This is a genomic window from Mesorhizobium sp. LNHC232B00 (assembly GCF_000502435.1).
GTDB lineage: Bacteria > Pseudomonadota > Alphaproteobacteria > Rhizobiales > Rhizobiaceae > Mesorhizobium > Mesorhizobium opportunistum.
Genome location: NZ_AYWP01000026.1, coordinates 40581 through 62972 on the forward strand (window position 1 = coordinate 40581; position 22392 = coordinate 62972).

The 22392-nt window shown below is 63.9% G+C and carries 22 protein-coding genes; 9 read left to right on the top strand and 13 right to left on the bottom strand.

The features are described 5' to 3' along the window. The first annotated feature begins 78 nt into the window (after window positions 1–78). Entirely contained in the window at window positions 79–384 is a 306-nt protein-coding gene (clpS, locus tag X743_RS144720) for an ATP-dependent Clp protease adapter ClpS (RefSeq protein WP_031258317.1), read from the top strand. A 174-nt stretch (window positions 385–558) separates the two neighbouring features. On the opposite strand, the gene X743_RS144715 is transcribed toward clpS, so the two are convergent. The 4 genes from X743_RS144715 to X743_RS144700 all read right to left on the bottom strand — a co-directional run bounded on the left by X743_RS144715 (window position 559) and on the right by X743_RS144700 (window position 7471). Next, window positions 559–2640, bottom strand: a complete 2082-nt coding sequence (locus X743_RS144715) for a membrane protein (RefSeq protein WP_023768011.1) — start codon at window positions 2638–2640, stop codon at window positions 559–561. Window positions 2641–2703: 63 nt separating this feature from the next. Beyond that, window positions 2704–5526, bottom strand: coding sequence for a DUF4159 domain-containing protein (locus X743_RS144710; protein WP_023768012.1), 2823 nt, complete (start codon window positions 5524–5526; stop codon window positions 2704–2706). Then, entirely contained in the window at window positions 5523–6467 is a 945-nt protein-coding gene (locus tag X743_RS144705; protein WP_023768013.1) for a DUF58 domain-containing protein, read from the bottom strand. Before X743_RS144705 ends, X743_RS144710 begins: the two co-directional genes overlap by 4 nt. Further along, window positions 6467–7471, bottom strand: coding sequence for a MoxR family ATPase (locus tag X743_RS144700; protein ID WP_031250346.1), 1005 nt, complete (start codon window positions 7469–7471; stop codon window positions 6467–6469). The genes X743_RS144705 and X743_RS144700 overlap by 1 nt, the downstream gene beginning before the upstream one ends. Window positions 7472–7626: 155 nt before the next feature. Between X743_RS144700 and X743_RS144695 the strand changes: the two genes are divergently transcribed. From X743_RS144695 to X743_RS144685, 3 genes are read left to right on the top strand one after another with little or no spacing between them, the layout of a single operon-like run. Beyond that, window positions 7627–8256: a DUF1285 domain-containing protein gene (locus X743_RS144695; RefSeq protein WP_023768015.1), complete on the top strand. Its 630-nt coding sequence runs from the start codon at window positions 7627–7629 to the stop codon at window positions 8254–8256. Next, window positions 8256–8888, top strand: coding sequence for a CoA pyrophosphatase (locus X743_RS144690; RefSeq protein WP_023768016.1), 633 nt, complete (start codon window positions 8256–8258; stop codon window positions 8886–8888). The genes X743_RS144695 and X743_RS144690 overlap by 1 nt, the downstream gene beginning before the upstream one ends. Further along, window positions 8885–10147 carry a CCA tRNA nucleotidyltransferase gene (locus X743_RS144685; protein WP_023768017.1) on the top strand — a complete coding sequence of 421 codons (1263 nt, stop codon included), beginning with the start codon at window positions 8885–8887 and terminating at the stop codon, window positions 10145–10147. Before X743_RS144690 ends, X743_RS144685 begins: the two co-directional genes overlap by 4 nt. Window positions 10148–10184: 37 nt before the next feature. Here the strand turns inward: X743_RS144685 and X743_RS1000000171205 are convergent, their stop codons facing one another. From X743_RS1000000171205 to hemF, 5 genes are all read right to left on the bottom strand, one after another. Further along, complete coding sequence (locus tag X743_RS1000000171205; protein WP_245264304.1) at window positions 10185–11135, bottom strand: S8 family serine peptidase; 951 nt, start codon at window positions 11133–11135, stop codon at window positions 10185–10187. Between the two features lie 108 nt (window positions 11136–11243). Then, window positions 11244–11822: a hypothetical protein gene (locus tag X743_RS144680; protein ID WP_031250348.1), complete on the bottom strand. Its 579-nt coding sequence runs from the start codon at window positions 11820–11822 to the stop codon at window positions 11244–11246. A 282-nt stretch (window positions 11823–12104) separates the two neighbouring features. Then, window positions 12105–12290 carry a DUF1059 domain-containing protein gene (locus tag X743_RS144675; RefSeq protein WP_023768020.1) on the bottom strand — a complete coding sequence of 62 codons (186 nt, stop codon included), beginning with the start codon at window positions 12288–12290 and terminating at the stop codon, window positions 12105–12107. Window positions 12291–12526: 236 nt separating this feature from the next. Continuing rightward, window positions 12527–12787: a DUF1344 domain-containing protein gene (locus X743_RS144670; protein WP_023768021.1), complete on the bottom strand. Its 261-nt coding sequence runs from the start codon at window positions 12785–12787 to the stop codon at window positions 12527–12529. A 309-nt stretch (window positions 12788–13096) separates the two neighbouring features. Further along, window positions 13097–14011, bottom strand: a complete 915-nt coding sequence (gene hemF, locus X743_RS144665; RefSeq protein WP_031258319.1) for an oxygen-dependent coproporphyrinogen oxidase — start codon at window positions 14009–14011, stop codon at window positions 13097–13099. Window positions 14012–14173: 162 nt separating this feature from the next. On the opposite strand from hemF, the gene X743_RS144660 reads away from it, so the two are divergent. After that, window positions 14174–14431, top strand: coding sequence for a hypothetical protein (locus X743_RS144660; protein ID WP_013893458.1), 258 nt, complete (start codon window positions 14174–14176; stop codon window positions 14429–14431). A gap of 94 nt (window positions 14432–14525) precedes the next feature. On the opposite strand, the gene soxR is transcribed toward X743_RS144660, so the two are convergent. Together soxR and X743_RS144650 are read right to left on the bottom strand one after the other, a co-directional pair. Continuing rightward, window positions 14526–15068, bottom strand: a complete 543-nt coding sequence (gene soxR / locus X743_RS144655; protein WP_023768023.1) for a redox-sensitive transcriptional activator SoxR — start codon at window positions 15066–15068, stop codon at window positions 14526–14528. Between the two features lie 128 nt (window positions 15069–15196). Then, window positions 15197–15655 carry a tRNA (cytidine(34)-2'-O)-methyltransferase gene (locus X743_RS144650; RefSeq protein ID WP_023768024.1) on the bottom strand — a complete coding sequence of 153 codons (459 nt, stop codon included), beginning with the start codon at window positions 15653–15655 and terminating at the stop codon, window positions 15197–15199. A gap of 523 nt (window positions 15656–16178) precedes the next feature. On the opposite strand from X743_RS144650, the gene X743_RS144645 reads away from it, so the two are divergent. The 4 genes from X743_RS144645 to X743_RS144630 all read left to right on the top strand — a co-directional run bounded on the left by X743_RS144645 (window position 16179) and on the right by X743_RS144630 (window position 20832). Then, the gene (locus X743_RS144645) at window positions 16179–16574 is read left to right on the top strand and encodes a hypothetical protein (RefSeq protein ID WP_013893462.1); all 396 of its coding nucleotides are present in this window, start codon (window positions 16179–16181) and stop codon (window positions 16572–16574) included. A 29-nt stretch (window positions 16575–16603) separates the two neighbouring features. Then, complete coding sequence (locus X743_RS144640) at window positions 16604–18505, top strand: ABC transporter ATP-binding protein (protein WP_023768025.1); 1902 nt, start codon at window positions 16604–16606, stop codon at window positions 18503–18505. Window positions 18506–18515: 10 nt separating this feature from the next. Further along, window positions 18516–20399: an ABC transporter ATP-binding protein gene (locus tag X743_RS144635; RefSeq protein WP_031258323.1), complete on the top strand. Its 1884-nt coding sequence runs from the start codon at window positions 18516–18518 to the stop codon at window positions 20397–20399. A 127-nt stretch (window positions 20400–20526) separates the two neighbouring features. After that, a complete protein-coding gene (locus tag X743_RS144630) occupies window positions 20527–20832 on the top strand; it encodes a DUF6665 family protein (protein ID WP_023768028.1) in 306 nt (101 codons plus the stop codon). Here X743_RS144630 and X743_RS144625 read toward each other — a convergent pair. Both X743_RS144625 and X743_RS144620 read right to left on the bottom strand, forming a co-directional pair. Then, window positions 20813–21697, bottom strand: a complete 885-nt coding sequence (locus X743_RS144625; RefSeq protein ID WP_031258325.1) for an alpha/beta hydrolase — start codon at window positions 21695–21697, stop codon at window positions 20813–20815. The two genes, X743_RS144630 and X743_RS144625, sit on opposite strands and share 20 nt — an antisense overlap. A 76-nt stretch (window positions 21698–21773) precedes the next feature. Continuing rightward, complete coding sequence (locus X743_RS144620) at window positions 21774–22118, bottom strand: cupin domain-containing protein (protein ID WP_023768030.1); 345 nt, start codon at window positions 22116–22118, stop codon at window positions 21774–21776. Window positions 22119–22392: the final 274 nt, after the last annotated feature.

The following is a 22392-nucleotide window of genomic DNA, read 5'->3' on the forward strand; positions in this document are numbered from 1 at the left end:
GCGCCGATCAAAATGGACGATCGCTGGCGCCCGTGGCAAAATGCAGACCGAAGCCCGATCGCGAAACTGTCGGTTCCAATGTCTGAAATCACCACAAAGCCGCGCACCAAGGTCAAGCCGCAAACCGAGCGGCCGAAGCTTTACAAGGTCATCCTCATCAATGACGATTTCACGCCGCGCGAATTCGTGGTGACGGTGCTGAAGGGCGAGTTCAAGCTCAGCGAAGACCAGGCGCACCGGATCATGATCACCGCCCACCAGCGCGGCGTCTGCGTGGTCGCCGTCTTCACCAGGGATGTCGCCGAAACCAAGGCGACGCGGGCCACCGACGCCGGCAAGGCCAAGGGTTACCCGCTGCTGTTCACGACTGAGCCGGAGGAGTAGGGCACGACAGCGTTTTTCTCCCCGTCACTATACGGGGAGAAATGTCCGGCAGGACAATGAGGGGCGGCGCCGACAATGGTCATTTACGCAAGTAGTGAAGATCGCGAAGGCTGGCGCTGCCCCTCATCCGCCTGCCGGCACCTTCTCCCCGTATAGTGACGGGGAGAAGGAAGCTTACCGTCCCTCGCGATACCACATCGAGCCCATCGCCAGGAGCAGCAGGCCGAGGCCAAGGAAGCCGCCGAACAGCGGCACGCGCGAGACGGCCTTGAGCACGCTGTCATCGGTGGTGCGCAGGCCGATCCAGTCGCTGCCGGAGGCTTCGCCGGCCGAGCGCACCGGCACGATTGAGGGCAGCGTCACATCACCGCCAAGGGCGGAGGATGACGCCAGCCGGCGCACGCTGCCGCCGGTCGCTTCCGCCGGCGCCTTCAACCGGTTTTCGGTGGAGATGACATCCGAGAATTCCGGTGCGTTGACCGGTCCGACATGGGCGAGCGCGGTGAGGTCGCCATTGGCGACCTGGAAGAGACCGATCTCGTTGGTCTCGACGCTGCCGAGGAAGACGCCGGGTTCGGATTTCTCGAGCTTGACGGTCAAGGTCTTGCCGGAGGGCGTGATGATCTGCGCGGCGCCGGGGTCGTCGGCCATCGTCTGGCGGCGGATCTCCAGCACCATGCCGCGTCCATCGGCGGTCAGCCGCTCTTCCTCCAGCTCGGGCTCCTTCATCAGCCAGTGGGCGATGCGCCGGTAGAGCTGGACATGCGGACCACCGCCCTCGAAGCCGCGCGCCCACAGCCAGCCCTGGTCCGACAGAAGCATGCCGACACGGCCTTCGCCCTTGCGGTCGAGCAGCAGCAGCGGCCGGTTGTCGGCGCCCTTCATCACCACTTCGCCCTGCGGGTTCTGCACGCCGATGGTCCGGAACCAGCGGCTCCAGTGCGGCGGCTCGGTGGCCGAACCATCGAGGCCGCGGGTCACCGGATGGCGCTGGCCGAGTTCGGTGAGGCGCGGATAGAATGCCTTGTCGACCACTTCGCCGGTCGGCATGGCCGGCAGGGCCGACATCAGCGGCGTACGCGCGATCGAACTTTCGCCGGCATATTCGGGGCCGGCGGCGATCAGCAGCGCGCCGCCCTTTTCGACGTATTCGGAGATGTAGTCGTAATAGAGGATCGGCAGCACGTCGCGGTGCTGGTAGCGGTCGAAGATGATGAGATCGAAATCCTTGATCTTCTCGACGAACAGCTCACGGGTCGGGAAGGCGATCAGCGACAATTCGTTGATCGGCGTGCCGTCCTGCTTTTCCGGCGGCCGCAGGATGGTGAAATGGACGAGATCGACGGAAGCGTCCGATTTCAACAGGTTGCGCCAGGTACGCTCGCCCGCGTGCGGCTCGCCCGAAACCAGCAGCACGCGCAGGTTCTCGCGGATGCCGTCGACCAGCGCGATGGCGCGGTTGTTGGTGTCGGTCAGTTCGCCCGGCTCGCGGTCGATGGCGAGTTCGATGATGTTGCGCCCGGCGCCAGGGATGGTCACCTGCAGCGGCATCGCCTGGCCGACGGCGGCATGCTCGACCGCGACCTGCTCGCCATTGACCGAGACGCGCACATCGACCGGACCGGTCTCGTTCTCCGTCGAGATGACGCGATAGGTCATATCGAGCGGCTTGCCGACGAGGCCGAAACGCGGCGCGTTCTCGAAGCGGATACGGCGGTCCTTTTCGTGATCGTTGCCGGTGATCAGGGCATGCAGCGGGGCGTTGAAATCGGGCGCGCCGGGGGGCGCGTCATGCACCTCGCCGTCGGTGACCATGATGGCGCCGCCGATGCGCGATGGCGGCACGTCGCGGAAGGCGCCTTCCAGCGCGCCGAACAGGCGCGTCTCGGTGCGCTCTTCGGCGGCCTCGGACTTGCCGGCCTCGACGACGCGAACGTCGAACTGCTTGAAGCGGCCAAGCCGCTGCTGCAGGCCGGCCAGCGCCTCGTCGGTCTGCCTGGTGCGGTCGCCGATATCCTGGCTCTGGCTGCGGTCGACGATCAGGGCGACGACGCTCTTCAGCGGTTCGCGCTCCTCGTTGAGGAACACCGGGTTGAAGAGGGCGGCGGCGAGCGCCAGCAGGGCGACGAAGCGCAGGACACCGCCGCGCTGGCGAAACCACAGGCCGACGAGCGCAAGCAGCGCCAGTGGCACCAGCACCAGGGCCAGCAAGGGCCAGGACGAGATCAGCGGCTCGAAGGAGATCGACCAGTTCATGCCTTGCCCTCCGCATTGTGGGGAGGGTCGGTCCACTCGAGTCGTGCAACGAGGAGCATCATCTTACTGCCCCAGCCGTTCGAGCAGTATCGGGACATGCACCTGGTCGGATTTGTAGTTTCCGGTCAGCATGTACATCATGATGTTGACGCCGGCACGCAGCGCGTAGATCCGCTGCATCGGGTCGGCCGGCACAGTCGGCAGCAGCGGGTCGCCATTCTCGTCGACCGCCCACGCGCCGGCGAAATCATTGGCGGTGATCATGATCGGCGAGACGCCGTCGCCGGTGCGCACCGGCCGGTTGTCGGCGTTGCTGGCATCGAGCGATGTCTCGACCCAGAGCGGGCTGCCGGCGAAGCGGCCCGGGAATTCGGGCAGGATGAAGAAGGATTTGGTCAGCACATGGTCCGACGGCACCGGCTCCAGCGGCGGCACGTTGAGGCTGCCGAGGATGTCGCGCAGCCGTTCGGTCGCCGGGCTGGTGGAATCGGCGCCGATGCCGTTGGCGAACTGGTCGCGCGTGTCGAACAGCACCGTGCCGCCCTGCTGCATATAGGCGTCGATGCGGGCGATAGCCGCCTGGCTCGGCATCGGCGCCGATGGATCGATCGGCCAGTATATCAGGGGATAGAACGACAGCTCGTCCTTCGAAATGTCGACGCCGGCCGGCTCGCCAGGTTCGAGCGCGGTCTTTTCGATCAGGAAGCGGGTCAGGCCCTCGAGCCCGGCGCGGCTGATCGAATCGACACCCGGCACGCCGGTCAGCACATAGGCGATCCGGGTCTTGGAAATCGCCTCGATGGCCACCTCGTCGCCGGGCTTGGCATCGTCGGCACGGGCAAGGTCGGCATGACCGAACAAAGCACCGAGCGCGATCAGTATCGCGGCGGTGGTCGCCACCGCGCCGGCGCGGCGCGGCCGGCGCGAAAACAGGCCGCCCATCCACAACACCGCCAGCGTGTCGAGCAGCATCAGTATCAAAGCGGCGGCAACCAGCCCGCCCTTCAGGTTGCGCGATTCGTCGAAGGCATACTGGATCGTGGTGACCGGCACGGTGATTTGCGGTCGCGCCAGCGGGGCCAGCGTGCTTGCGGCATCGAGCAGGTTGTGAGCGAAGACGCCAGTCTCGGAACCGTAGAGGCCGGGCGGGTTCTCCAAGGTCACCGGCAGTATGCCGGCGCCCGGCACCAGCGGCCGTGCATCGGGCGTCGGCGGCACCAGCGAGCCGTCGGCCGCTATCATGCGATAGGGCGCGAGCGAGGTGGCGGCGGCTTCGGCGTTGGCGATCGCAGCGCCCTGGTTGCGCGACAGCTGGACGATGCGGCGCAGCATCTCGACGAAGCTGCCGGAGATCGGCAGGTTCGACCATGTCGCCTCCGGCGTGATATGGAACAGGACCAGCGTGCCCTTGCCCTTCTTCAGCCCGGTGACCAGCGGCGTGCCGTCGGCAAGCGCGGCCCAGGTACGCTCGACGATATCGGGCGTCGGCTCCGCCAACACCTGCCGGCTCACGGTGACTTCGGTGGGTGGCGCCAGATCGGCGAACGGTCCGGCCTTGGGGAATTCGGTGACCGGCTGCGGCGACGTCCATGACAAGGCGCCGCCGAGCGAACGCTCGCCGGTGCGCAGGCGCACGGGCAGCAGGTCGTCGTCATTGCCGGCGGCGGCCAGCCGCGAGCCGGCGAAACGCACCAGCGTGCCGCCTTTTTCGACCCAATCGACCAGCCTTGGCCGGACCTGCTCGGGAATGGTGCCGATATCGGCCATGATGATCATCGCCGGCTTCTGGTCGAGGATCTGCGGGATGGCGTCGGCAAGATCGGCGCTTGAGGGTTCGACCAGATCGGCGAAGGGCTGCAGCGCGCGCCTGATGTAGTAGAGCGGCGACAGCAGCGGCTGCGCCTGGTCGGCCTCGGCCTGCGACAACAGCCCGACACGGCGACGCTTGGAGTTTTCATCGAGCACGCGCACGGCGCCGGCGTGGCGCTCGCCGTCGAGCGCGATCGAGGCGAAGTCGTTGCGCAGCTCGAACGGCACCGTCATGGTGCCGGTGGCAGTCGCCTCGCCCGGCGCGAAGGTCAGCGTCGCATCGGCGATGCGGCGGCCCTTGTCGTCGAAAGCACCGGCGGTGACCTGGCCCGGTGCAGGGTCGCCCGGCGCACGAATGGCGGTCAGTGCGAAGCCGTCGACCTGGTTGTCGGCGGCGGTGAGGCCGGTCAGCGAAAGCCGGTCGGCTGTTGCCCAAACGACGCGGGCGGCATTTTTCGACAACAGCGTGTTGAAGGCGGCTTCATCGCCCTTGGCCGCCAGGCCATCGGCAAGCACGGCGACGCTGGCACCGGGCACGGTCTCCAGCACGCCGGCGACACGGGCATAGACGGCGGGCCGGTCGGTCGGGATCGGCCGCGGCTTGGCCGCGCGCAGCCGGTTGAGCGCCGAAGCGGCATCGAAAGGGCCGATCTCGGCATTGGGCTTTTCGGCGGTGAAGGCGATGATGACCGGCACGCCGTTCGAACCGGCATCGCTAATCAGCCGCTCGGCGGTGGCGACACGTTTGTTCCAGTCGGCGGCGCTGGCCCAGTCATTGTCGATGACCAGTGCAAGTGCTGCTCCCTCGGCCGCCAGTTTTTCGCGCGGGTTGAAAACCGGTTCGGCCAAGGCGGCCACGATGAGGGCCGCCATCAAGAGCCTGAGCAGCGTCAGCCACCATGGGCTCTGCTGCGGGGTCTCCTCGCGTTTCAGCACACGGGCCAGGATCTTCAGCGGCGGGAACACTTCGGTCTGCGGCTTGGGCGGCGTCAGCCTGAGCAGCCACCAGATCACCGGCAGCGCCAGCAGGCCCCACAGCACCATGGGAGCGCCGAAGGAGAGCGGCAGCCAGCTCATGCGACCGCCTTTCCGGCACGACCGCTACCGGCATGACCGCTGACGGCATGACCGCCCTCGGCGGTCATCGCCATGTGTAGGCGCACCAGCGCGTCGGACGCCAGCCGATCGGTGTGATTGACGGTGAAGCTCCAACCGAGCCGCTTGCACCAGCCGGCCAGTTCCTGGCGGCGGGCAGTGTAGAGCAGGCGGTATTCATCGGCGAGCATTTCGGCGCGCCCGGCTGTCAGTTTCTCGCCGGTCTCGGGATCGGTGAACTCGGTGCGGCCGGCATAGGGGAAGGTCTCCTCGGCCGGGTCGGCGACCTCGATCAGATGCGCCCGCACGCCGTGGCGGGCAAGCACGTCGAGCCAGGCCATCGTTTCCTCCACCGGATCGAGGAAATCGCTGGCGATGACGATGTCGCAAAAGCGCCTGATATCCGTGAGGTCGGGTTTTGCCGGCAGCTCGCCGGCATGCATGAGCTGGGCGGCGATGCGTTCGGCGCCGTTGCGTGCGGTGAACGGATCGGTCAGCCCCGGCCAGGCGATGCGCTCGCCGCTGCGCGACAAAAGTTCGGCCATGGCAAGCGTGAGCACCAAGGCGCGCGATTGCTTGGAAACGCTGGCGCCGGTCGACTTGTAAAGCATGGATGGCGAAGGGTCGGCCCACAGCCACACCGTATGAGCGGCTTCCCATTCGCGGTCGCGCACATAGGTATGGTCGTCGCGTGCCGAGCGGCGCCAGTCGATGCGTGAGGAATCGCCTTCGACATAGGGCCGGAACTGCCAGAAATTCTCGCCGATACCGCGTTTGCGACGGCCGTGCCAGCCGGCGATCACGGTGTTGACGATGCGGCGCGCCTCGACCAGCAGGTCGGGCACAAGCGAAGCCCGCAACCGGCCACGGGCGAGCGCGTCGCGCGTCGCCGCCGGAGCCTGGACCTCGCCGATGCGCGCCATCAAATCCCTTTCACAAGCTTCGCCACGACATCGCGCACGCTGGTGCCTTCGGCGCGGGCGGCGAAAGTCAGCGCCATGCGATGCTGCAGCACCGGCTCGGCCAGCGCCCGCACATCGTCGACCGAGGGCGCCAACCGCCCATCGTAGAGCGCCCGCGCCCGCGTGCACAGCATCAGCGCCTGGCTGGCGCGCGGGCCTGGACCCCAGGCGACAAGCTTGTCGGTCTCGGCATTGCCCTGGCCCGGGCGCGCCGAGCGCACCAGGGTCAGGATCGCCTCGACGACGCTTTCGGGCACCGGCATGCGGCGGATCAGCGTCTGGATCTCCTTCAGCCGCGCCGGCTGCAGCACGTTCTGCGCCTTGGCGTCCTCGACGCCGGTGGTTTCCAGAAGAATGCGGCGCTCGGCCTCGATTTCGGGATAGAGGATGTCGACCTGCATCAGGAAGCGGTCGAGCTGGGCTTCCGGCAGCGGATAGGTGCCTTCCTGCTCCAGCGGATTCTGCGTCGCCAGCACATGGAAGGGCGCCGGCAGGTCGTGACGGGCGCCGGCAATGGTGACGTGGTACTCCTGCATTGCCTGCAGCAGCGCCGACTGGGTGCGCGGCGAGGCGCGGTTGATCTCGTCGGCCATCAAAAGCTGGGCGAAAATCGGTCCGGAAATGAAGCGGAAGGAGCGCTTGCCGAATTCGTCCTGCTCCATCACTTCGGAGCCGAGGATGTCGGAGGGCATCAGGTCGGGCGTGAACTGAATGCGGCGCGAATCGAGGCCGAGCACGACACCCAGTGTCTCCACCAGCTTGGTCTTGGCGAGGCCGGGCACGCCGACCAGTAGCGCATGGCCGCCGGCCAACAGGGCCACCAGCGTGCGCTCGACGACATTCTCCTGGCCGAAGATGACCCGGCCGACCCCGTCGCGAATTCTGGAGATGTCGGCAAGCGCCTTCTCGGCCTCGGCGATCATGTCCTTTTCGCTGATTGGGCTTTCCTTGACCATTACGCTCATTCAGCTCAATCCCTTAAAATTGGAGATAGATGGTTGGAAATAACGTTTGCAGCATAGCATAAGTTGCCGCGATTCGGCCTCGCGTGGCGCCTACGTTGGAACTTAAATCACAGACTTAGGCTGACAAGCGGAACAACAGTGACTATTTCGTGACCATGTCGGAACACTTCGAACATCGCGAACAGGGCCTTGCCGATGCCACCGAGGCGCGCGGCCTGGAGGCGCTGATCTCGCGTGCGGCACGTGCCGGCAAGGGCGCGGCGCCGGTCGAGCGCTGGAATCCCGACTTTTGCGGCGATCTCGACATGGAGATCAAGGCCGACGGCACCTGGTTCTATCTGGGCACGCCGATCGGTCGCATGCCACTGGTGCAGCTTTTCTCTTCCGTGCTGCGCAAGGATGCCGATGGCAGGACCTATCTGGTGACGCCAGTGGAAAAGGTCGGCATCCGGGTCGCCGATGCGCCCTTCATCGCCGTCGAAATGGACGTTTCGGGCAGTGGCGACCAGCAAGTCATCACTTTCCGCACCAATGTCGGAGATGTCGTCGAGGCCGGACCGGAGCGGCCGCTGCGTTTCGTCGACGAGAACGAGACCGGCGGATTGAAGCCCTATGTGCTGGTGCGCGGCAGGCTGGAGGCGCTGGTGGCGCGGCCGGTCATGTACGAACTGGTCGAGCATGCCGAGGAGATCGAGATCGACGGCAGGACGATGTTCGCCGTGCGCTCCAGGGGAGCGGTGTTTGCGATCATGCCGGCGGATCAACTGAAGCGGCTGAGCGCGTGATGGACCAGGTGACGCCGATGCCGTTTTCATCGGCGGATTTTCGCGCGCGCTTCGCCGCGCAGCCGCAGGCCCATGCCAGCGACGACTATGGCGATCACCGCTTCAATCCGGGCCATCCGCGCCTCAACCAGGGCAAGGCGTTGCGCAACGCGGCGGTGCTGATCCCGGTCGTCGATCACGAAGGCGAGGCGACGGTTCTCCTGACCAAACGGGCCGAAAAGCTGCGCAACCATTCGGGGCAGGTGGCTTTTCCCGGCGGCACCATCGATGCCACCGATGCGAGCCCGGAAGCCGCCGCACTGCGCGAGACCTTCGAGGAGATCGGCCTTGGCCAGGATCGCATCGAGATCCTCGGACGCATGCCCGACTATGTCGCCGGCAGCGGCTACCGCATCGCGCCGGTGCTTGGCATCGTGCGGCCCGGTTTCCATCTCGCCTTGAACGCCGATGAAGTCGACGCTGCCTTCGAGGTGCCGTTGCGCTTCCTGATGGAGCCCGCCAACCATAAGCGCGACAGCGGTATGTGGAACGATCTCGAATGGTTCTTCTATGACATGCCTTACGGCGACCGGCGCATCTGGGGCGTCACCGCCGGCATCATCCGTACGCTCTATGAAAGGCTCTATGCGTGAGTGTTTCGATCGCGGGCAGGGCCGACTGGCTCACCGACAAGCATCTGCAGCGCTTGCTTGCCGCGCTCACCGAAGGCGGTGAGGAGGCGCGTATCGCCGGTGGCGCGGTGCGCAACACCCTGATGGGTCAGACGGTCGCCGACGTGGACATCGCCACCACCTGTTTGCCTGAGGAAACCATCCGCCGCGCCGAGGAGAAAGGCTTCAAGGCGGTGCCAACCGGTATCGAGCACGGTACCATTACTGTGGTCGCAGGCGGCAAGCCCTATGAAATCACCACCTTGCGCGCCGATATCGAGACCGATGGCCGCCGCGCCAAGGTCTCGTTCGGCCGCGACTGGAAGCTCGACGCCGAGCGGCGCGATTTCACCATCAACGCGCTCTATGCCGAGGCCGACGGCAGGGTTGTCGACCTGGTCGGCGGCATCGCCGACATCGAGGCACGGCGGCTGCGCTTCATCGGCGATCCGGAAGCACGTATCCGCGAGGATTACCTGCGCATCCTGCGCTTTTTCCGCTTTTTCGCCTGGTATGGCGAAGGGCGGCCGGACGCCGAGGGGCTGAAGGCCTGCGCGCGGCTGAAGGACGGGCTCGCACAGCTGTCGGCCGAGCGCGTCTGGTCCGAAGTGAAGAAGCTTCTGTCGGCGCCGGACCCATCTCGGGCGCTGCTGTGGATGCGGCAGGCCGGCGTCCTGACCGCGGCGCTGCCGGAAAGCGAGAGATGGGGCATCGACGCCATCCATGGGCTGACCAAGGCCGAGAAGGATCTGGGCTGGCCGGCCGACGCGATGCTGCGGCTGGAGGCGATCGTGCCGCCGGATGCGGCGCGCATGAAAATACTGGCCGAGCGGCTGAAACTGTCGACCGCGGAAGCTGACCGCCTGCGCCACTGGGGGCTGACGGCTGCCGTCGAGCCGAAGACGACCGAGGGCGAACTGGCCAAGCGGCTCTATCGTGGCGATCGGCAAGGCTTTGTCGATCGCCTGCGGCTGTCGCTCGCCTCGGCGCGGGTGCGTGCCGTCGACGACAATGACGCACTGCTCGAAGCCGGCGGTTTCTCGCGCCTGCTCGCCTTTGCGCTCAAATGGGAAAAGCCGTCGTTTCCGCTGAAAGGCGCCGATCTGACCGCACTTGGCGCCAAGCCTGGGCCGAAGCTCGGCGAGATCCTCAAGAACCTCGAGGCGGAATGGGTCGAAGCGGGATTTGCGCCTGATCGCGGCGCACTGCTCGAACGCGCCGCGAAGGCCCTTGAACCCTAGAGCCTGGCTCGAATATCGTACACGAAGTGCTGCCCATCTACCTGATGGCCACGGGAGCCAAGGCACGCGAAAGGCTTGCTTCGCCCTTGCCATAGGTGGAGGCACTATAGTTGACCAGCGTGTCGGTACGAGCCGTGTTGAGCAGATCGTTGGTGATCTGGGTCGGCGTCGCCTTGGTGAATTTACTACCGATGATCGCCGCATAGCCTGAAATGATCGGCGCGGCGAAGGACGTGCCATAAAGGCCCGTCTTGCTCCCGTCGACACCGACTACAAGGAAATGGCTTTGCACAAGCGGATTGGATCCGGCGTAGTTGGAGTACCAGGCGAGCTGGGCCGGGGTTGATGTCGTGCCGTTCGTTGACAGCGCACCGACGAAGATCGCTGACGCTTTGCCGACCAGGGCGAGGTCGAGATAGTCCTGCTGGCCATTGGTGACACCGCCCACGGCAACGGAGTCGTTGCCGGCTGCCTTGGAGACAACGGCTGACCCTCTGGTGGCATAAGAGATGATCGAAGCCTCCTCGGCGCTCCATCCGATCTGGTTCGGGCTGTAGCCCGCTGTAGCGTACATGCCATAACTCAGATTGAGCACGTTCAGGCCAGGCGCCAGCGTCACCGCCGAGCTGGTTGTGAAGTCTTTCGACCTTATGGTTGCCAAGGGGGCAATCATGGAGGCTTCTTCGCGTGTCCATTCGCCGTGCCGCTGGGTCTGCACCCCAATGCCAAAGTTGCCGGAGAACCGCGATGTACTGGAAAAATCGTCAACGATCGTAATCGTGACGCCCTTGCCCTTGTAACCCGCGGCCCACGCGGCACCGACGTCGGGGCTCATCCACCCTGGTGTTGTTGCTGCTTGCGTGCGCGCGGCCGGGATCTTTGCGCTTACGCATATGGACAGGCCGCCATGGCACAGCGCGGCCATCTCGTCGGCATCGGGGGCCTGCTGGGCCGACGCGATCGGCGCCGACAGCATGGCGAAGGCCATGGCGATACCGAATTTCATATGTCTAGCTGGCATGTTCCTACTCCGATCAACAAGAAACTGGTACGGGCGATCGCGAACCGCGGTTTTTCAATCCATGGCCTTCGGCGATCAGAAAGTAACACGGTAGTTCAGCCACAGATGCTGGCTCTCCGGTTTAGCGTTAACCAGATATTTCAACGTTTCCTCAGGAGCCATCTGGCTGGCCGCAAGCCGGCAATTGACGCTGTAGGTACCGAGGTCGCCATAGTCGGCCTGGCAGGATTTTTCGGTGAGTTTGCCGCCGATCACGGTGGTAAGCGACAGGGAAAGGGTGCTGTTCGGGCTCGGATGCATCTGGGTGAGGAAACCAAGCTTGAGGCTGGGCTCGATCCTGTATTTCTCGCCCTGTTCCCCGGTCCCAAATCCCCAAAGGATGCCGGTGTCCTGGGTGATCTGGGTGATGAGGTCCACGTGCATATCGACCCAGCTTGCGCGGTACCATTGGTTGAACGATACCCGGTTTCCGCTCTGCAATTCGTAACCGCCATTGCCCAAGCCTCGCGCGCGATCGCTGAGCGGCGAGCCCTGATGGACGTCGACCAACGATGTCGTCAATTCCTGGGCAACAACCGGCGATGCGCCAATGAGCGCGCACGAAACGAGCGCCATTGTGCAGGAGCTCAGTCGACTGCCGGACTTTTCGCGCATGCGCGAACCACCTCACCACCCCACCGATCCGGATCAGTGCCTGGTGGCGACGGGCTTCTCTGGCAGCCCACAGTACCCGGATTGTCCGGCCGACAGTGGCACCGGTTGGGTTACCGCGGGGTTTATTTTAGCTGGAGGGAATATATTTTTTTACTCACAAGGTGACGTGCACCGCGTCGAAGCGATTTCCTGCAACATCTCGTCGTCGCAATACGGAGCAGGTGCAGTGCCAAAGCGCCACAACGCCAAAGCGAATGGCGGGCGTCAAGGTCGGCGCACAGCTTACGCGGCGTCGCGGGTCTTCTCGATGCGTGAACGGATCGCCTCGATCATAGTTTCGCGGATGGTCGTCTCGCCGTGCGTCTCGCGCATATGCTCGACGGCCCGGCGCATCACCTCGGCTTCCTCGTCGGCTCGGGTGTGCCAGTCACAGCCGGGAACGAGCGACCCGCAGTGAAATTCCTTCATCGGATTTCTCCCTTTTTCCTCCGTGGAGCCTGGGCGAGGCCCCGGTGCTTTCTTGGCCCACGCTTCGAATTCCGGGCCTGGACTTTCGGAGCCTGAGCGGGCGGAAAGCATAACACAGATGGGGTGGTATTGGTTGCGGTCAACCACAAAAAGGCGGAGCGGCTCCGCTCCGCCCTCTTACGCTTAGCCCAGGGCAGGGCCGGACATCGTCTCGTCCAGCCCGGGCGGGTTGGTCGTCACTTCACGATCTTGACTGACTCGGCAATCTTGTTCTTGCCGCTCGTGTCCCATGAGATTCTGACTTTTTCACCGACCTTCAGGCCAGGATCCTTGAAGGTGCTGGGAAGCGTAAAAGATGATCCATTGTCAAGAACCAGGCTCATGGCTGTCGCGTCGAAGGTCTTGACCGTGCCGGTGGTGTGCTTGACGGCGGCGAATGCTGCCGAACCGGAAGCGAGCAAGGCCGCCGCGGCGGCCGAAACAATGATCTTGCGCATTGGGAAGTACTCCTGGAAAGAGCGGGCATCCTTTTGACGGGTATCCCGCATGGTCTTGGGCCGTCCGGTTGCGTCGAGTCGCGGCTCGCTTGTTTCGACGCAATTCCGAACGGAAAAACCGTTTCCCATTTCCTCGGAATTACGCTCAGCAAACCACCGGCGCTTCCCGACCCGGCACAAGAATTAGACCAATCTTTTCAAGTGCCTATTAGACGAAAAAGAAATTTTTCGAAGCATTCGGTGCCACATTCCATGCCCATTTCGAACGAATGGGACATCAATGCGGTTCACATCGCGCTCACCATATTTTTACGGCCAGCGGACCTCTGGCGGCAGGCTGGACAGGATCGAAGCGACATTGCCGCCGGTTTTCAGGCCGAAGATGGTCCCGCGATCGTGAAGCAGGTTGAATTCGACATAGCGGCCACGGCGGATGAGCTGTTCGTCGCGGTCGCCGTCGGTCCAGTTCTCGTTGAAGTTGGCGCGCACGAGATGGCCGTAGACGACCAGGAAAGATCGCCCGACATCCTGGACGAAGTTGAAATCGGCATTCCAGCCGCCTTTGTCCTGCGCCGAATGCAGCCAGTCGAAGAAGATACCGCCGATGCCGCGAGGCTCATTGCGGTGCGGCAGATAGAAGTACTCGTCGCACCAGGTCTTGAATTTCGGGTAGTCGGCGACATCAGCGTTCTTTTCGCAAGCGAACTGCATGGCGCGGTGGAAAGCGATGCTATCGGGGTCGTCCTGAGTGCGGCGGCGGTCCAGCACCGGGGTCAGATCGGCACCGCCGCCGAACCAATGGCTGGAAGTGACGACCATGCGCGTGTTCATGTGCACGGCCGGGACGTTGGGGTTCCAAGGATGCGCGATCAGCGAAATGCCGGACGCCCAGAAGCGCGGATCTTCCTCGGCGCCGGGCATCTGCTTCCTGAATTCGGGCGAGAACTCGCCATAAACGGTCGAGGTGTGGACGCCGACCTTCTCGAAGACGCGGCCATGCATCATCGACATGGTGCCGCCGCCGCCCTTGCCCTGGTCACGCTCCCAGGGCGTCTTCTCGAAACGGCCCGGCGACCATGAGGCCAGCGGCCCCTGGAGATCCTGCTCGATCTGTTCGAAGGCGCCGCAGATGCGTTCGCGCAACGCCTCGAACCACAGCCGTGCCTTCATCTTCTTCTCTTCGATGTCGGCGGGCAGGCCAGGGGGCATTTCAGGTCGTTCCAAGTGCTGTCTCCGGTTGCGGGTCGGTCGAGTCGACAAAAGACTCGTCTTTTCCGGGCGCGATCCCTAATCTCTTAAGGGACAGGGTCAAGTCACTTTGGTTTTGCGCATGATCCTTTCCGAACCCGATTTCGGGGTCATGCGCTAGGTGCAAGGAGTTGTTTCGTGCGCACTCCGGCAAGACCGCCGCTGGATGGCCTGAAGAAAAGGCTCGACCAAAGCCGGGCCGAACGCGAGCGCATGCCGCGCGACGGCTTCCTGCGCGAGACCTTCGTGCTGCCGCGCTCCGATGCGCGCCTCAAAGCCAAGGAATGGTTCGAGCGTTTCCCCAAGCAGGCCTACTGGACCGAAATCGAAAGCTGGTTCGAACGCCCGGGTGATTTGATCGAATTCACCATCAGGCGGTTGCCGGCGGCGGATTAGGATTTCCTCGCCCCGTTTACGGGAAGAGGATGCCGGCAGGCAGGTGAGGGGCAGCGCGAACCCTTCAGTGTTCGCGCTGCCCCTCATCCGCCTTTCAGGCACCTTCTCCCCGTGAACGGGGAGAAGGAAGAACCAGCCGCCTTGCCCCCGTGCCTTCCCTTGCCAGCTTNGCACCTTCTCCCCGTGAACGGGGAGAAGGAAGAACCAGCCGCCTTGCCCCCGTGCCTTCCCTTGCCAGCTTGTCGCCCTTGTTCCTGAGCGGACATTTGTCGATCGACATGCAGCCGCAGCCGATGCAGTCGGTCAGGCCGTCGCGCAGCTTCTTTAGCTGGCTGATCTTCTGGTCGAGGCTATCGCGCCAAGCCGTTGAAAGCAGATTCCAATCCTCGCGCGTCGGCGTGCGGCCTTCAGGTAATGATTCAAGTGCTTCGCCGATCTCGGCCAGTGAGATGCCGACCTCCTGCGCGACCTTGATGATCGCCACCCGCCGCAGCACGTCGCGGCCGTAGCGGCGCTGGTTGCCTGATGTGCGGTGGCTGCGGATCAGCCCGCGCGCCTCATAGAAGTGCAGTGCCGATACCGCCACGCCGCTGCGCATGGCCATCTGGCCGACCGTCAGTTCCGTTGCTGGAGCCATTTTCTATTTTCCGCTTGACCTCAAGTTAAGTTGAGCTTGTAGCGAAGAAATGCCGATGGAGCAAATGACAGGAGAAGGCGATGTGCGCCTGGGTGAAAATGACTGGAAACGGCGTTGCCGGCGAACCGCTATCCGAGTTGCCGGACGGCTTCGCCAGCCACCATGGCGACGGAGAGCGCGACGTTGATGCTGCGCGCGCCACCTTGCATGGGGATGGTCAGCCGCGCGTCCGCGGCCTGATGGACCGGATCCGGCACGCCTGCGGATTCGCGGCCGAACAGGAGGATGTCGCCTTGGGCGAAGGCGAATTCGGTGTAAGGGGCCGTCGCCTTGGTCGACAGAAGCACCAGCCGTTTCGCGTGCACCTTGCGCCAGTCCTCGAAGGCGTCCCAGTCGACATGCCGGGTCAGGGCAGTCATTTCGAGGTAGTCCATGCCGGCGCGCCTGAGCGCTTTGTCGGAGAGCGGGAAGCCGGCCGGTTCGATGATGTCGACGCCAAGGCCGAGGCAAGCGGCGAAGCGCAGGATTGTCCCGGTATTGCCGGCGATGTCAGGCTGGTAGAGCGCGATGCGGAGACGATTGTTCATTTCCGCGTCTTTCTAATAAGTGGCAGATCCGCCACAGCGACCTCGCGGTTTTGGAAATTCCTGGACCTGCGGGTGGCCATTTTCTGCGAAGTCGGGTATACGGCCAGCCTTGTCAACCCGAACCGATGGAGGGGTAACTCATGATGACCATGCACATCCAGCGCCTCTCCTGTGGGCCAGTACGCCCCACGGCGGTTTCGGTACGACGATTCTCCTGACTCTCTAAGACTTGATCGCACCGATTCCCGCCGAAACGATTTTTCGGCACTCGAAGGAATCCTGCGATGTTTTTCAAAAAGTCAAAAGGGCTGAACGCCCAAGCTGAGCATGTCCGAACCGACACTTGTCGTGTCCAGACCGATGCCAGGCATCGTGTCCGGACCNCCGGACCGACTCCTTCAGTCGTGTCCAGACCGACTCGTTCAGTCATGCCCTGACCGAGGCAATGCGCACCTCCGGCCGAATGCCGGTGGTCGAACTTGCTTCGCCTTTTTTATCACATCTTCACATGGAGGACGGACCAATGTTCGATCCCTACAGAATACCCGGTTCAAGAAGCCTGCACGAGCGCAAGATGGCGACCTGGGCTCTGCTGATCGGCGAAACCTATTCGTCGGCGGTCCACGCCGAAGTCCGCCGCCGGCCGCATCGCGGCATGCTGCCGGATGTCGATTTTTCGCGTGCGGTTCCCGACCCGGGCCGGCCCTCGCTGGTGCGCCGGATTATCCGGCTGATCCGGCCGGGCGCGAAAATCCGGCTCGTCGACACCGCACCGTCAGGATCGACAAACGAACCGGTCGGCGAAAAGCCCGCGAGCCCCTATATAGCGCGAAGCAGGGCCGGCGGTCCGGATGATTCCGGACCGTCGGCCCTCGGCGCCACACGGCCCGGGGACTTCGTACGTCGCCACGCCGCGTAAGCGGGAAACAGATTTCACGAGCATGACCTATGTTGTTGTTTAACTGGTTTGAAAGAAAGCTCGATCCGTTCCCGGCAGCGGAACCGGTCGAGCCACCCAAGACGCTGGTGGCCTTCTGCCTGCATTATACGCGCGGCGCATGGCCCTATATACTGACCGATGCGGTGCTGGTGACGGCCATCGCCATCGCGGAAGTGTGGATGTTCGGCTTCCTCGGCCGCATCGTCGATTGGCTGTCGGGGCAGAACCGCGAAACCTTCCTGCAGACGGAAGGCTGGAAGCTCGCCGGCATGGCCTTCATCGTGCTGTTCGCGCTGCCGGGCACCGTCTGGCTGCATTCGCTGCTCAACCAGCAGACGCTGATGGGCAATTATCCCATGCGCATCCGCTGGCAGGTGCACCGCTACCTGCTCAGGCAATCGATGAGCTTCTACCAGGATGAGTTCGCCGGCCGCATCGCCACCAAGCTGATGCAGACGGCGCTTGCCGTGCGCGAGTGCGTCATCAAGGTGATCGACGTGCTGAACTACGTCATCGTCTATTTCCTCGGCATGCTGTTCATCGTCGGCTCGGCCGACTGGCGGCTGGCGGCGCCGCTTGGCGTCTGGCTGGTCGGTTACATCCTGTTGCTGCGCTTTTTCATCCCGCGCCTCGGCAAGGTCGGCGAGGAGCAGGCCAATGCGCGCTCGACCATGACGGGCCGCGTCGTCGACAGCTACACCAACATCCAGACGGTCAAGCTGTTCAGTCATTCGCGCCGCGAGGCCTCCTTCGCCAGGGAAGGCATGATGGGCTTCCTCGACACGGTCTACCGGTCGATGCGGCTGGTGACGGTGCTTTTCGGTTCGCTCTACATCCTGAACGCTTTGCTGCTGTTCTCGGTCACCGCCATCTCGCTGTGGCTGTGGATGGGGCAAGCGGTGACGATCGGCGCGGTGGCCGTGGTCATCGGCCTGGTGCTCAGGATGTGGGGCATGTCGCAGTGGATCATGTGGGAAATGTCGGGCCTGTTCGAGAACATCGGCACGGTGCAGGACGGCATCGCCTCGATCTCGCTGCCGCGCCTGGTCGAGGACAAGCCCGATGCGAAGGAGATCGCCGTTTCTCGTGGTGAAATCCGCTTCGAGGACATCCGTTTCCATTACGGCAAGCAGAAGGGGATCATCGAGAGCCTGTCGCTGGCGGTGAAGCCGGGCGAGAAGGTCGGCATCGTCGGCCGGTCGGGCGCCGGCAAGTCGACGCTGGTCAATCTGCTGCTGCGCTTCTACGACCTGGAGAGCGGCCGGATCCTGATCGATGGCCAGGAGATCGCCGGTGTGAAGCAGGATTCTCTGCGTGCCCAGATCGGCATGGTCACGCAGGACACCTCGCTGCTGCATCGTTCGGTGCGCGACAACATCCTCTATGGCCGGCCCGACGCGTCGGACGAGATGCTTGTCGAGGCGGCGCGGCGGGCCGAGGCGCTGGATTTCATCGGCGGGCTTTCGGACCACAATGGCCGCAAGGGGTTCGACGCCCATGTCGGCGACCGCGGGGTCAAATTGTCGGGAGGCCAGCGGCAACGCATCGCCATTGCTCGCGTTATGTTGAAGGATGCGCCTATACTTATCCTTGACGAGGCGACATCGGCGCTGGATTCCGAGGCGGAAGCGGCCATCCAGGAGAATTTTTACAAGCTCATGCAAGGCAAGACCGTCATTGCCATCGCGCACCGGCTGTCGACCATCGCGGCGATGGACAGGCTGGTGGTGATGGACCAGGGCCGCGTCATCGAAGAGGGTTCGCACGACGAACTGGTCGCCAAGGGCGGGCTCTATGCGCAGCTCTGGCAACGCCAGTCGGGCGGCTTCCTGCTCGAGGACAGCCCCGTCGACGCCGCCAACGACCTCGTTGCCAATGAAATCGGTGCCAAGGGGCAAGCCGCAGAATGATGATCGCCGCATGATGACAGCCGTCTATCGCTGGTTCGAGAACTGGGTCTATCCGTTCAGGGAGCCGTCGAGCCTTCGGCCACCTTCAAGCGTCACCGGCTTTCTCTGGCACTATGTCGGGCAGGCGAAGTTCGCCTTCTTCGCCATGCTGGTCATCGGCGGCATCGCGCCGCTGGTCGAGGCGGGCCTGTTCTACTTCGTCGGGCGGCTGGTCGATATCCTCGACCAGCTTCCCGGCGAGCGCAGCTGGCATGCGCTGTGGACCGCTGCCGGCCCGGAGCTGGTGTTCATGATCGTGGTGGTGCTGGTCGTCCGCACCATCGTCGTCGGCCTGTCGGCGCTCGTCGACGAACAGACGATCACGCCGGGCTTCTACAATCTAGTGCGCTGGCAGGCGCACAGGCATGTCTCGCGCCAGTCCTACGCCTTCTTCCAGAACGATTTCGCCGGCCGCATCGCCACAAAAGTCTGGCAGGCGGGCCAGGCGACCGGCGATTTGATGGAAAGCTTCCTCGAGGTGGTCTGGTTCATGGTCGTCTACACGGTGACGACGCTGGCGCTGGTCGCCGGGCTCGATCTCAGGCTCGCTGTGCTGGTGGTGATCTGGATCACCGCCTTCGGCTGGCTGGCCAAGCTCTATCTGCCGGCGATCCGCAAGCACGCCGAGGCGACGGCCGAAGCCGGCTCGATGATCACCGGGCGCATCGTCGATTCCTATTCCAACGTGCAGACGCTGAAGCTGTTTTCGGCCGACGGCGACGACCGCTACATCAGGAACGGCTTCGACATCTATCTCGACGCGCTGCGCCCCTTCACCCGCCGGCTGACCGGCGTGCGCATGGCGCTGACGACGCTGTCGGGCATCATGATCACGGCGATCGGCTGTTTTGCCGTCTATCTCTGGGTCGAGGGCTCGATCACCGTCGGCGCGGTCGCCTTCACGCTGTCGCTGGTGCTGCGGCTCAACATGCTGCTCGGCCGGCTGATGATGCAGCTCAACAGCATCTTGCGAAACCTCGGCGTGCTGGAGAACTCCAAGGCGCTGATCTCGCAGCCGCTCGGGCTCATCGACGCGCCCGATGCGAAGGAGCTTGTCGTGGCCGGCGGCCGCATCGACGTGAAAAACGTCGAGTTCCACTATGGCAACGGGTTCGGGGTGCTGAACGGCATCGACCTTGTCGTCAAGCCGGGCGAGAAAGTCGGGCTGGTCGGACCGTCGGGTGCCGGCAAGACGACGCTCGCCAATCTGATCCTGCGGCTCTACGATTTGGAGAGCGGCTCGATCACCATCGATGGCCAGGACGTTTCGGACGTTACGCAGAATTCACTGCGGGCCAATATCGGCGTCGTCAGCCAGGACACGGCGCTGTTCCATCGCTCGTTGCGCGACAACATCAAGCTCGGCATGCCCGACGCGAGCGATGCGGAGGTGATCGCGGCGGCGAAGAAGGCCGAGGCGCACGAGTTCATCCTGACCTTGCGCGACAACAGGGACCGCGCCGGCTACGAGGCCTTTGTCGGTGAGCGCGGCGTCAAGCTTTCGGGCGGCCAGCGCCAGCGCGTGGCGATCGCACGTGTCTTTCTCAAGGACGCGCCGATCCTGATCCTCGACGAGGCGACCTCGGCGCTCGATTCCGACATCGAAGCGGCGATCCAGGAAAATTTGACGCGGCTGATGCAGGACAAGACGGTGATCGCCATCGCCCACCGGCTGTCGACGATCGCCGCCCTCGATCGCCTGGTGGTGCTCGATGGCGGCCGCATCGTCGAGCAAGGCACGCATGACGAACTGGTGGCGCTCGACGGTCTTTATGCGCGGCTGTGGAAACGGCAGTCCGGCGGCTTCCTCTATCACGAGGAAAGCGTGCTGGAAGAGACACGGCCGGCGGAGTAGGTTTGATGACTGTTGCCTTGCCGCTAGAGACTGAGGTGCTCAATAAGCTCCGGTTGGAATTGCTTAAGTTCCTCTCCGACCGTTCTGGACTTTCCGTGCCGGCAGCCAATGACTTGGAGGCCCGCTGATGTCGCTACGCCCCCCTTCGACGAGCGCTACCGCTGCCGAAGCCGCCTTCGATGCGCTTGGCCACGAGATCCTGGCCGAGAAGGCGGCCGCGCTCGGCCGCGCCGGGCAGAAGGTCGAGGAAACGCTGGCAAGGCTGCGTGACAATTCCGACGAACAGATACGCTCGATGCTCCTGAAGGATGCCGCCAAGGCGGTGCACGCCTATTTCATCCAGCGCGAACTGTGCGGCCTTCGACGACATGATGCCGTCATCCGCGAATACAACATCCCAAAGGCGGTGCTGGTCAGGCTTGGCGCCATGTAGGGCCGGAGCCTGCAGCGCTGATTTCCCTGTGAAATCTCGCCAGGCGGACGGCGAGCGCTTCGGGATTCTCGTCGGCGACGAAGTGTCCGCTGTCGGCGATGATGTCGCCCTCGACGTTCGACAGCCCGGCCGCCCGCAGCCCGTCGACATAGTCGTCGATGTCGCCGGACTCGGCCGATCCCCTCAGATACAGAACTGGGATCGCGATCGGCTGGGTGGGCACAAGGGCATTGGCTTTGGCGTCTTCGGGGAAGGCGCGGTACCAGTCGAAGCCGGCCTGAAGGCTTTCCGGCCGGGAATAGGCTCTTGCGTAGATTTCCCTGGCCTCCGCGGGGATCGATGCCCGATCCTTCGAAAGCGCATTGAAGAAGAAGTCGAAATAGGCGCTCTGATGGCCGCTCACCAGCGTTTCCGGCAATGCCGGGACCGCATGAAACGCAAAATGCCAGATCATCGGATTGCGAATGACCTCCTCCCACGGCGCGACACCCGGAACGACGACATCCATGATCGCCGCGCCAGAAAGAATCTCGGGATGGTCACGCAACAGAGCGAACACGATCTGGCCGCCGACATCATGGCCGGCGGCCACGAGTTGGCGCAGCCCGCAAGCCTCGGCAACGCCCCTCATCAGCCTCGCCAGGGTTTTCTTGTCGGCGGCCTTGGGCATGCCTTGCGAGCCGCCGATGCAGGGCAGGTCGGGTGCGACGACCCGGTAGTCGGCGGCCAGCCGGCCGATCACGCGTTCGAACGCGTAGGAGCTTTGCGGCCACCCATGCAGCAGGAGGAAGGCAGGTGCATCGGCCGGGCCTGCCTCGCGGATGGCGATGCTCAGCCCTTCGATTTCGATGTTTGAGGTTCGCATGTCCTGCACGTCCTGGCCCGCTGCCCACGCCATAGATCTAGGCGGCAATCGGGAACTCGACAGGGCTATGCCGGATTCACTCCAGCCATTCGGTGATGAACGTGCCGTTCTCGTGGATGTCCGTCGTTTCCAGCGGGCCCGGACCGAGATTGGTGAATTTGTGCGGCGTGTGGGGCGGCACGATCAGGATCTGGCCGGCGGTGGCCTCGATTTCCTGGTCGCCGACCGTGAACAGGCCGGTGCCCTGGCGGATGATGAAGATCTCCGCGTAGGGATGGGAGTGCAACCGGGGGCCGCCGCCGACATCGGGCAGGTGGTTGAAGATCAGGCAGGAGTTGGAGCCATAGGCGCCGCACTGCAGTTCACCCTTCCAGCGGTCGGGGCGAACGGCCCATTCCTCGCGATCGATGACGTGTGCCATGCAAGCAAGGATAGATCACACCGGCGTCCCGTGTCGAGGCGAACCGGGGCCTTGGATTTGCGGTTGTTTCCCGGTTGTTTAGCCGCCTTTTGCGACCATTCGCCGCCTTGCCGCGCAGTGGCGGATTTTGTCCCCGCGACAATCTGCCCTTGTGCCTTCACCCGTCTGGACAAAAACGGGCTTCACGCATAAACCGAAGTCCAAATGCCGGAGGAATTCGCTAGCCTGTTCGCCATGCGCTGTCGGGTTGGCGTGATTGAGCGGGGAACAGGCT

What these genes read in the sequence shown, in the direction of transcription:
- X743_RS144670 (WP_023768021.1), bottom strand. Translation starts at nt 12,787, where the DNA reads ATGCGCAAGATCATTGTTTCGGCCGCCGCGGCGGCCTTGCTCGCTTCC.
- X743_RS144675 (WP_023768020.1), bottom strand. Translation starts at nt 12,290, where the DNA reads ATGAAGGAATTTCACTGCGGGTCGCTCGTTCCCGGCTGTGACTGGCAC.
- X743_RS144690 (WP_023768016.1), top strand. Translation starts at nt 8,256, where the DNA reads ATGGACCAGGTGACGCCGATGCCGTTTTCATCGGCGGATTTTCGCGCG.
- X743_RS144715 (WP_023768011.1), bottom strand. Translation starts at nt 2,640, where the DNA reads ATGAACTGGTCGATCTCCTTCGAGCCGCTGATCTCGTCCTGGCCCTTG.
- X743_RS144710 (WP_023768012.1), bottom strand. Translation starts at nt 5,526, where the DNA reads ATGAGCTGGCTGCCGCTCTCCTTCGGCGCTCCCATGGTGCTGTGGGGC.
- X743_RS144705 (WP_023768013.1), bottom strand. Translation starts at nt 6,467, where the DNA reads ATGGCGCGCATCGGCGAGGTCCAGGCTCCGGCGGCGACGCGCGACGCG.
- X743_RS144620 (WP_023768030.1), bottom strand. Translation starts at nt 22,118, where the DNA reads ATGGCACACGTCATCGATCGCGAGGAATGGGCCGTTCGCCCCGACCGC.
- X743_RS144625 (WP_031258325.1), bottom strand. Translation starts at nt 21,697, where the DNA reads ATGCGAACCTCAAACATCGAAATCGAAGGGCTGAGCATCGCCATCCGC.
- X743_RS144635 (WP_031258323.1), top strand. Translation starts at nt 18,516, where the DNA reads ATGATGACAGCCGTCTATCGCTGGTTCGAGAACTGGGTCTATCCGTTC.
- X743_RS144645 (WP_013893462.1), top strand. Translation starts at nt 16,179, where the DNA reads ATGTTCGATCCCTACAGAATACCCGGTTCAAGAAGCCTGCACGAGCGC.
- X743_RS144695 (WP_023768015.1), top strand. Translation starts at nt 7,627, where the DNA reads ATGTCGGAACACTTCGAACATCGCGAACAGGGCCTTGCCGATGCCACC.
- clpS (WP_031258317.1), top strand. Translation starts at nt 79, where the DNA reads ATGTCTGAAATCACCACAAAGCCGCGCACCAAGGTCAAGCCGCAAACC.
- X743_RS144640 (WP_023768025.1), top strand. Translation starts at nt 16,604, where the DNA reads ATGTTGTTGTTTAACTGGTTTGAAAGAAAGCTCGATCCGTTCCCGGCA.
- X743_RS1000000171205 (WP_245264304.1), bottom strand. Translation starts at nt 11,135, where the DNA reads ATGGCCTTCGCCATGCTGTCGGCGCCGATCGCGTCGGCCCAGCAGGCC.
- X743_RS144680 (WP_031250348.1), bottom strand. Translation starts at nt 11,822, where the DNA reads ATGCGCGAAAAGTCCGGCAGTCGACTGAGCTCCTGCACAATGGCGCTC.
- X743_RS144650 (WP_023768024.1), bottom strand. Translation starts at nt 15,655, where the DNA reads ATGAACAATCGTCTCCGCATCGCGCTCTACCAGCCTGACATCGCCGGC.
- X743_RS144700 (WP_031250346.1), bottom strand. Translation starts at nt 7,471, where the DNA reads ATGAGCGTAATGGTCAAGGAAAGCCCAATCAGCGAAAAGGACATGATC.
- X743_RS144630 (WP_023768028.1), top strand. Translation starts at nt 20,527, where the DNA reads ATGTCGCTACGCCCCCCTTCGACGAGCGCTACCGCTGCCGAAGCCGCC.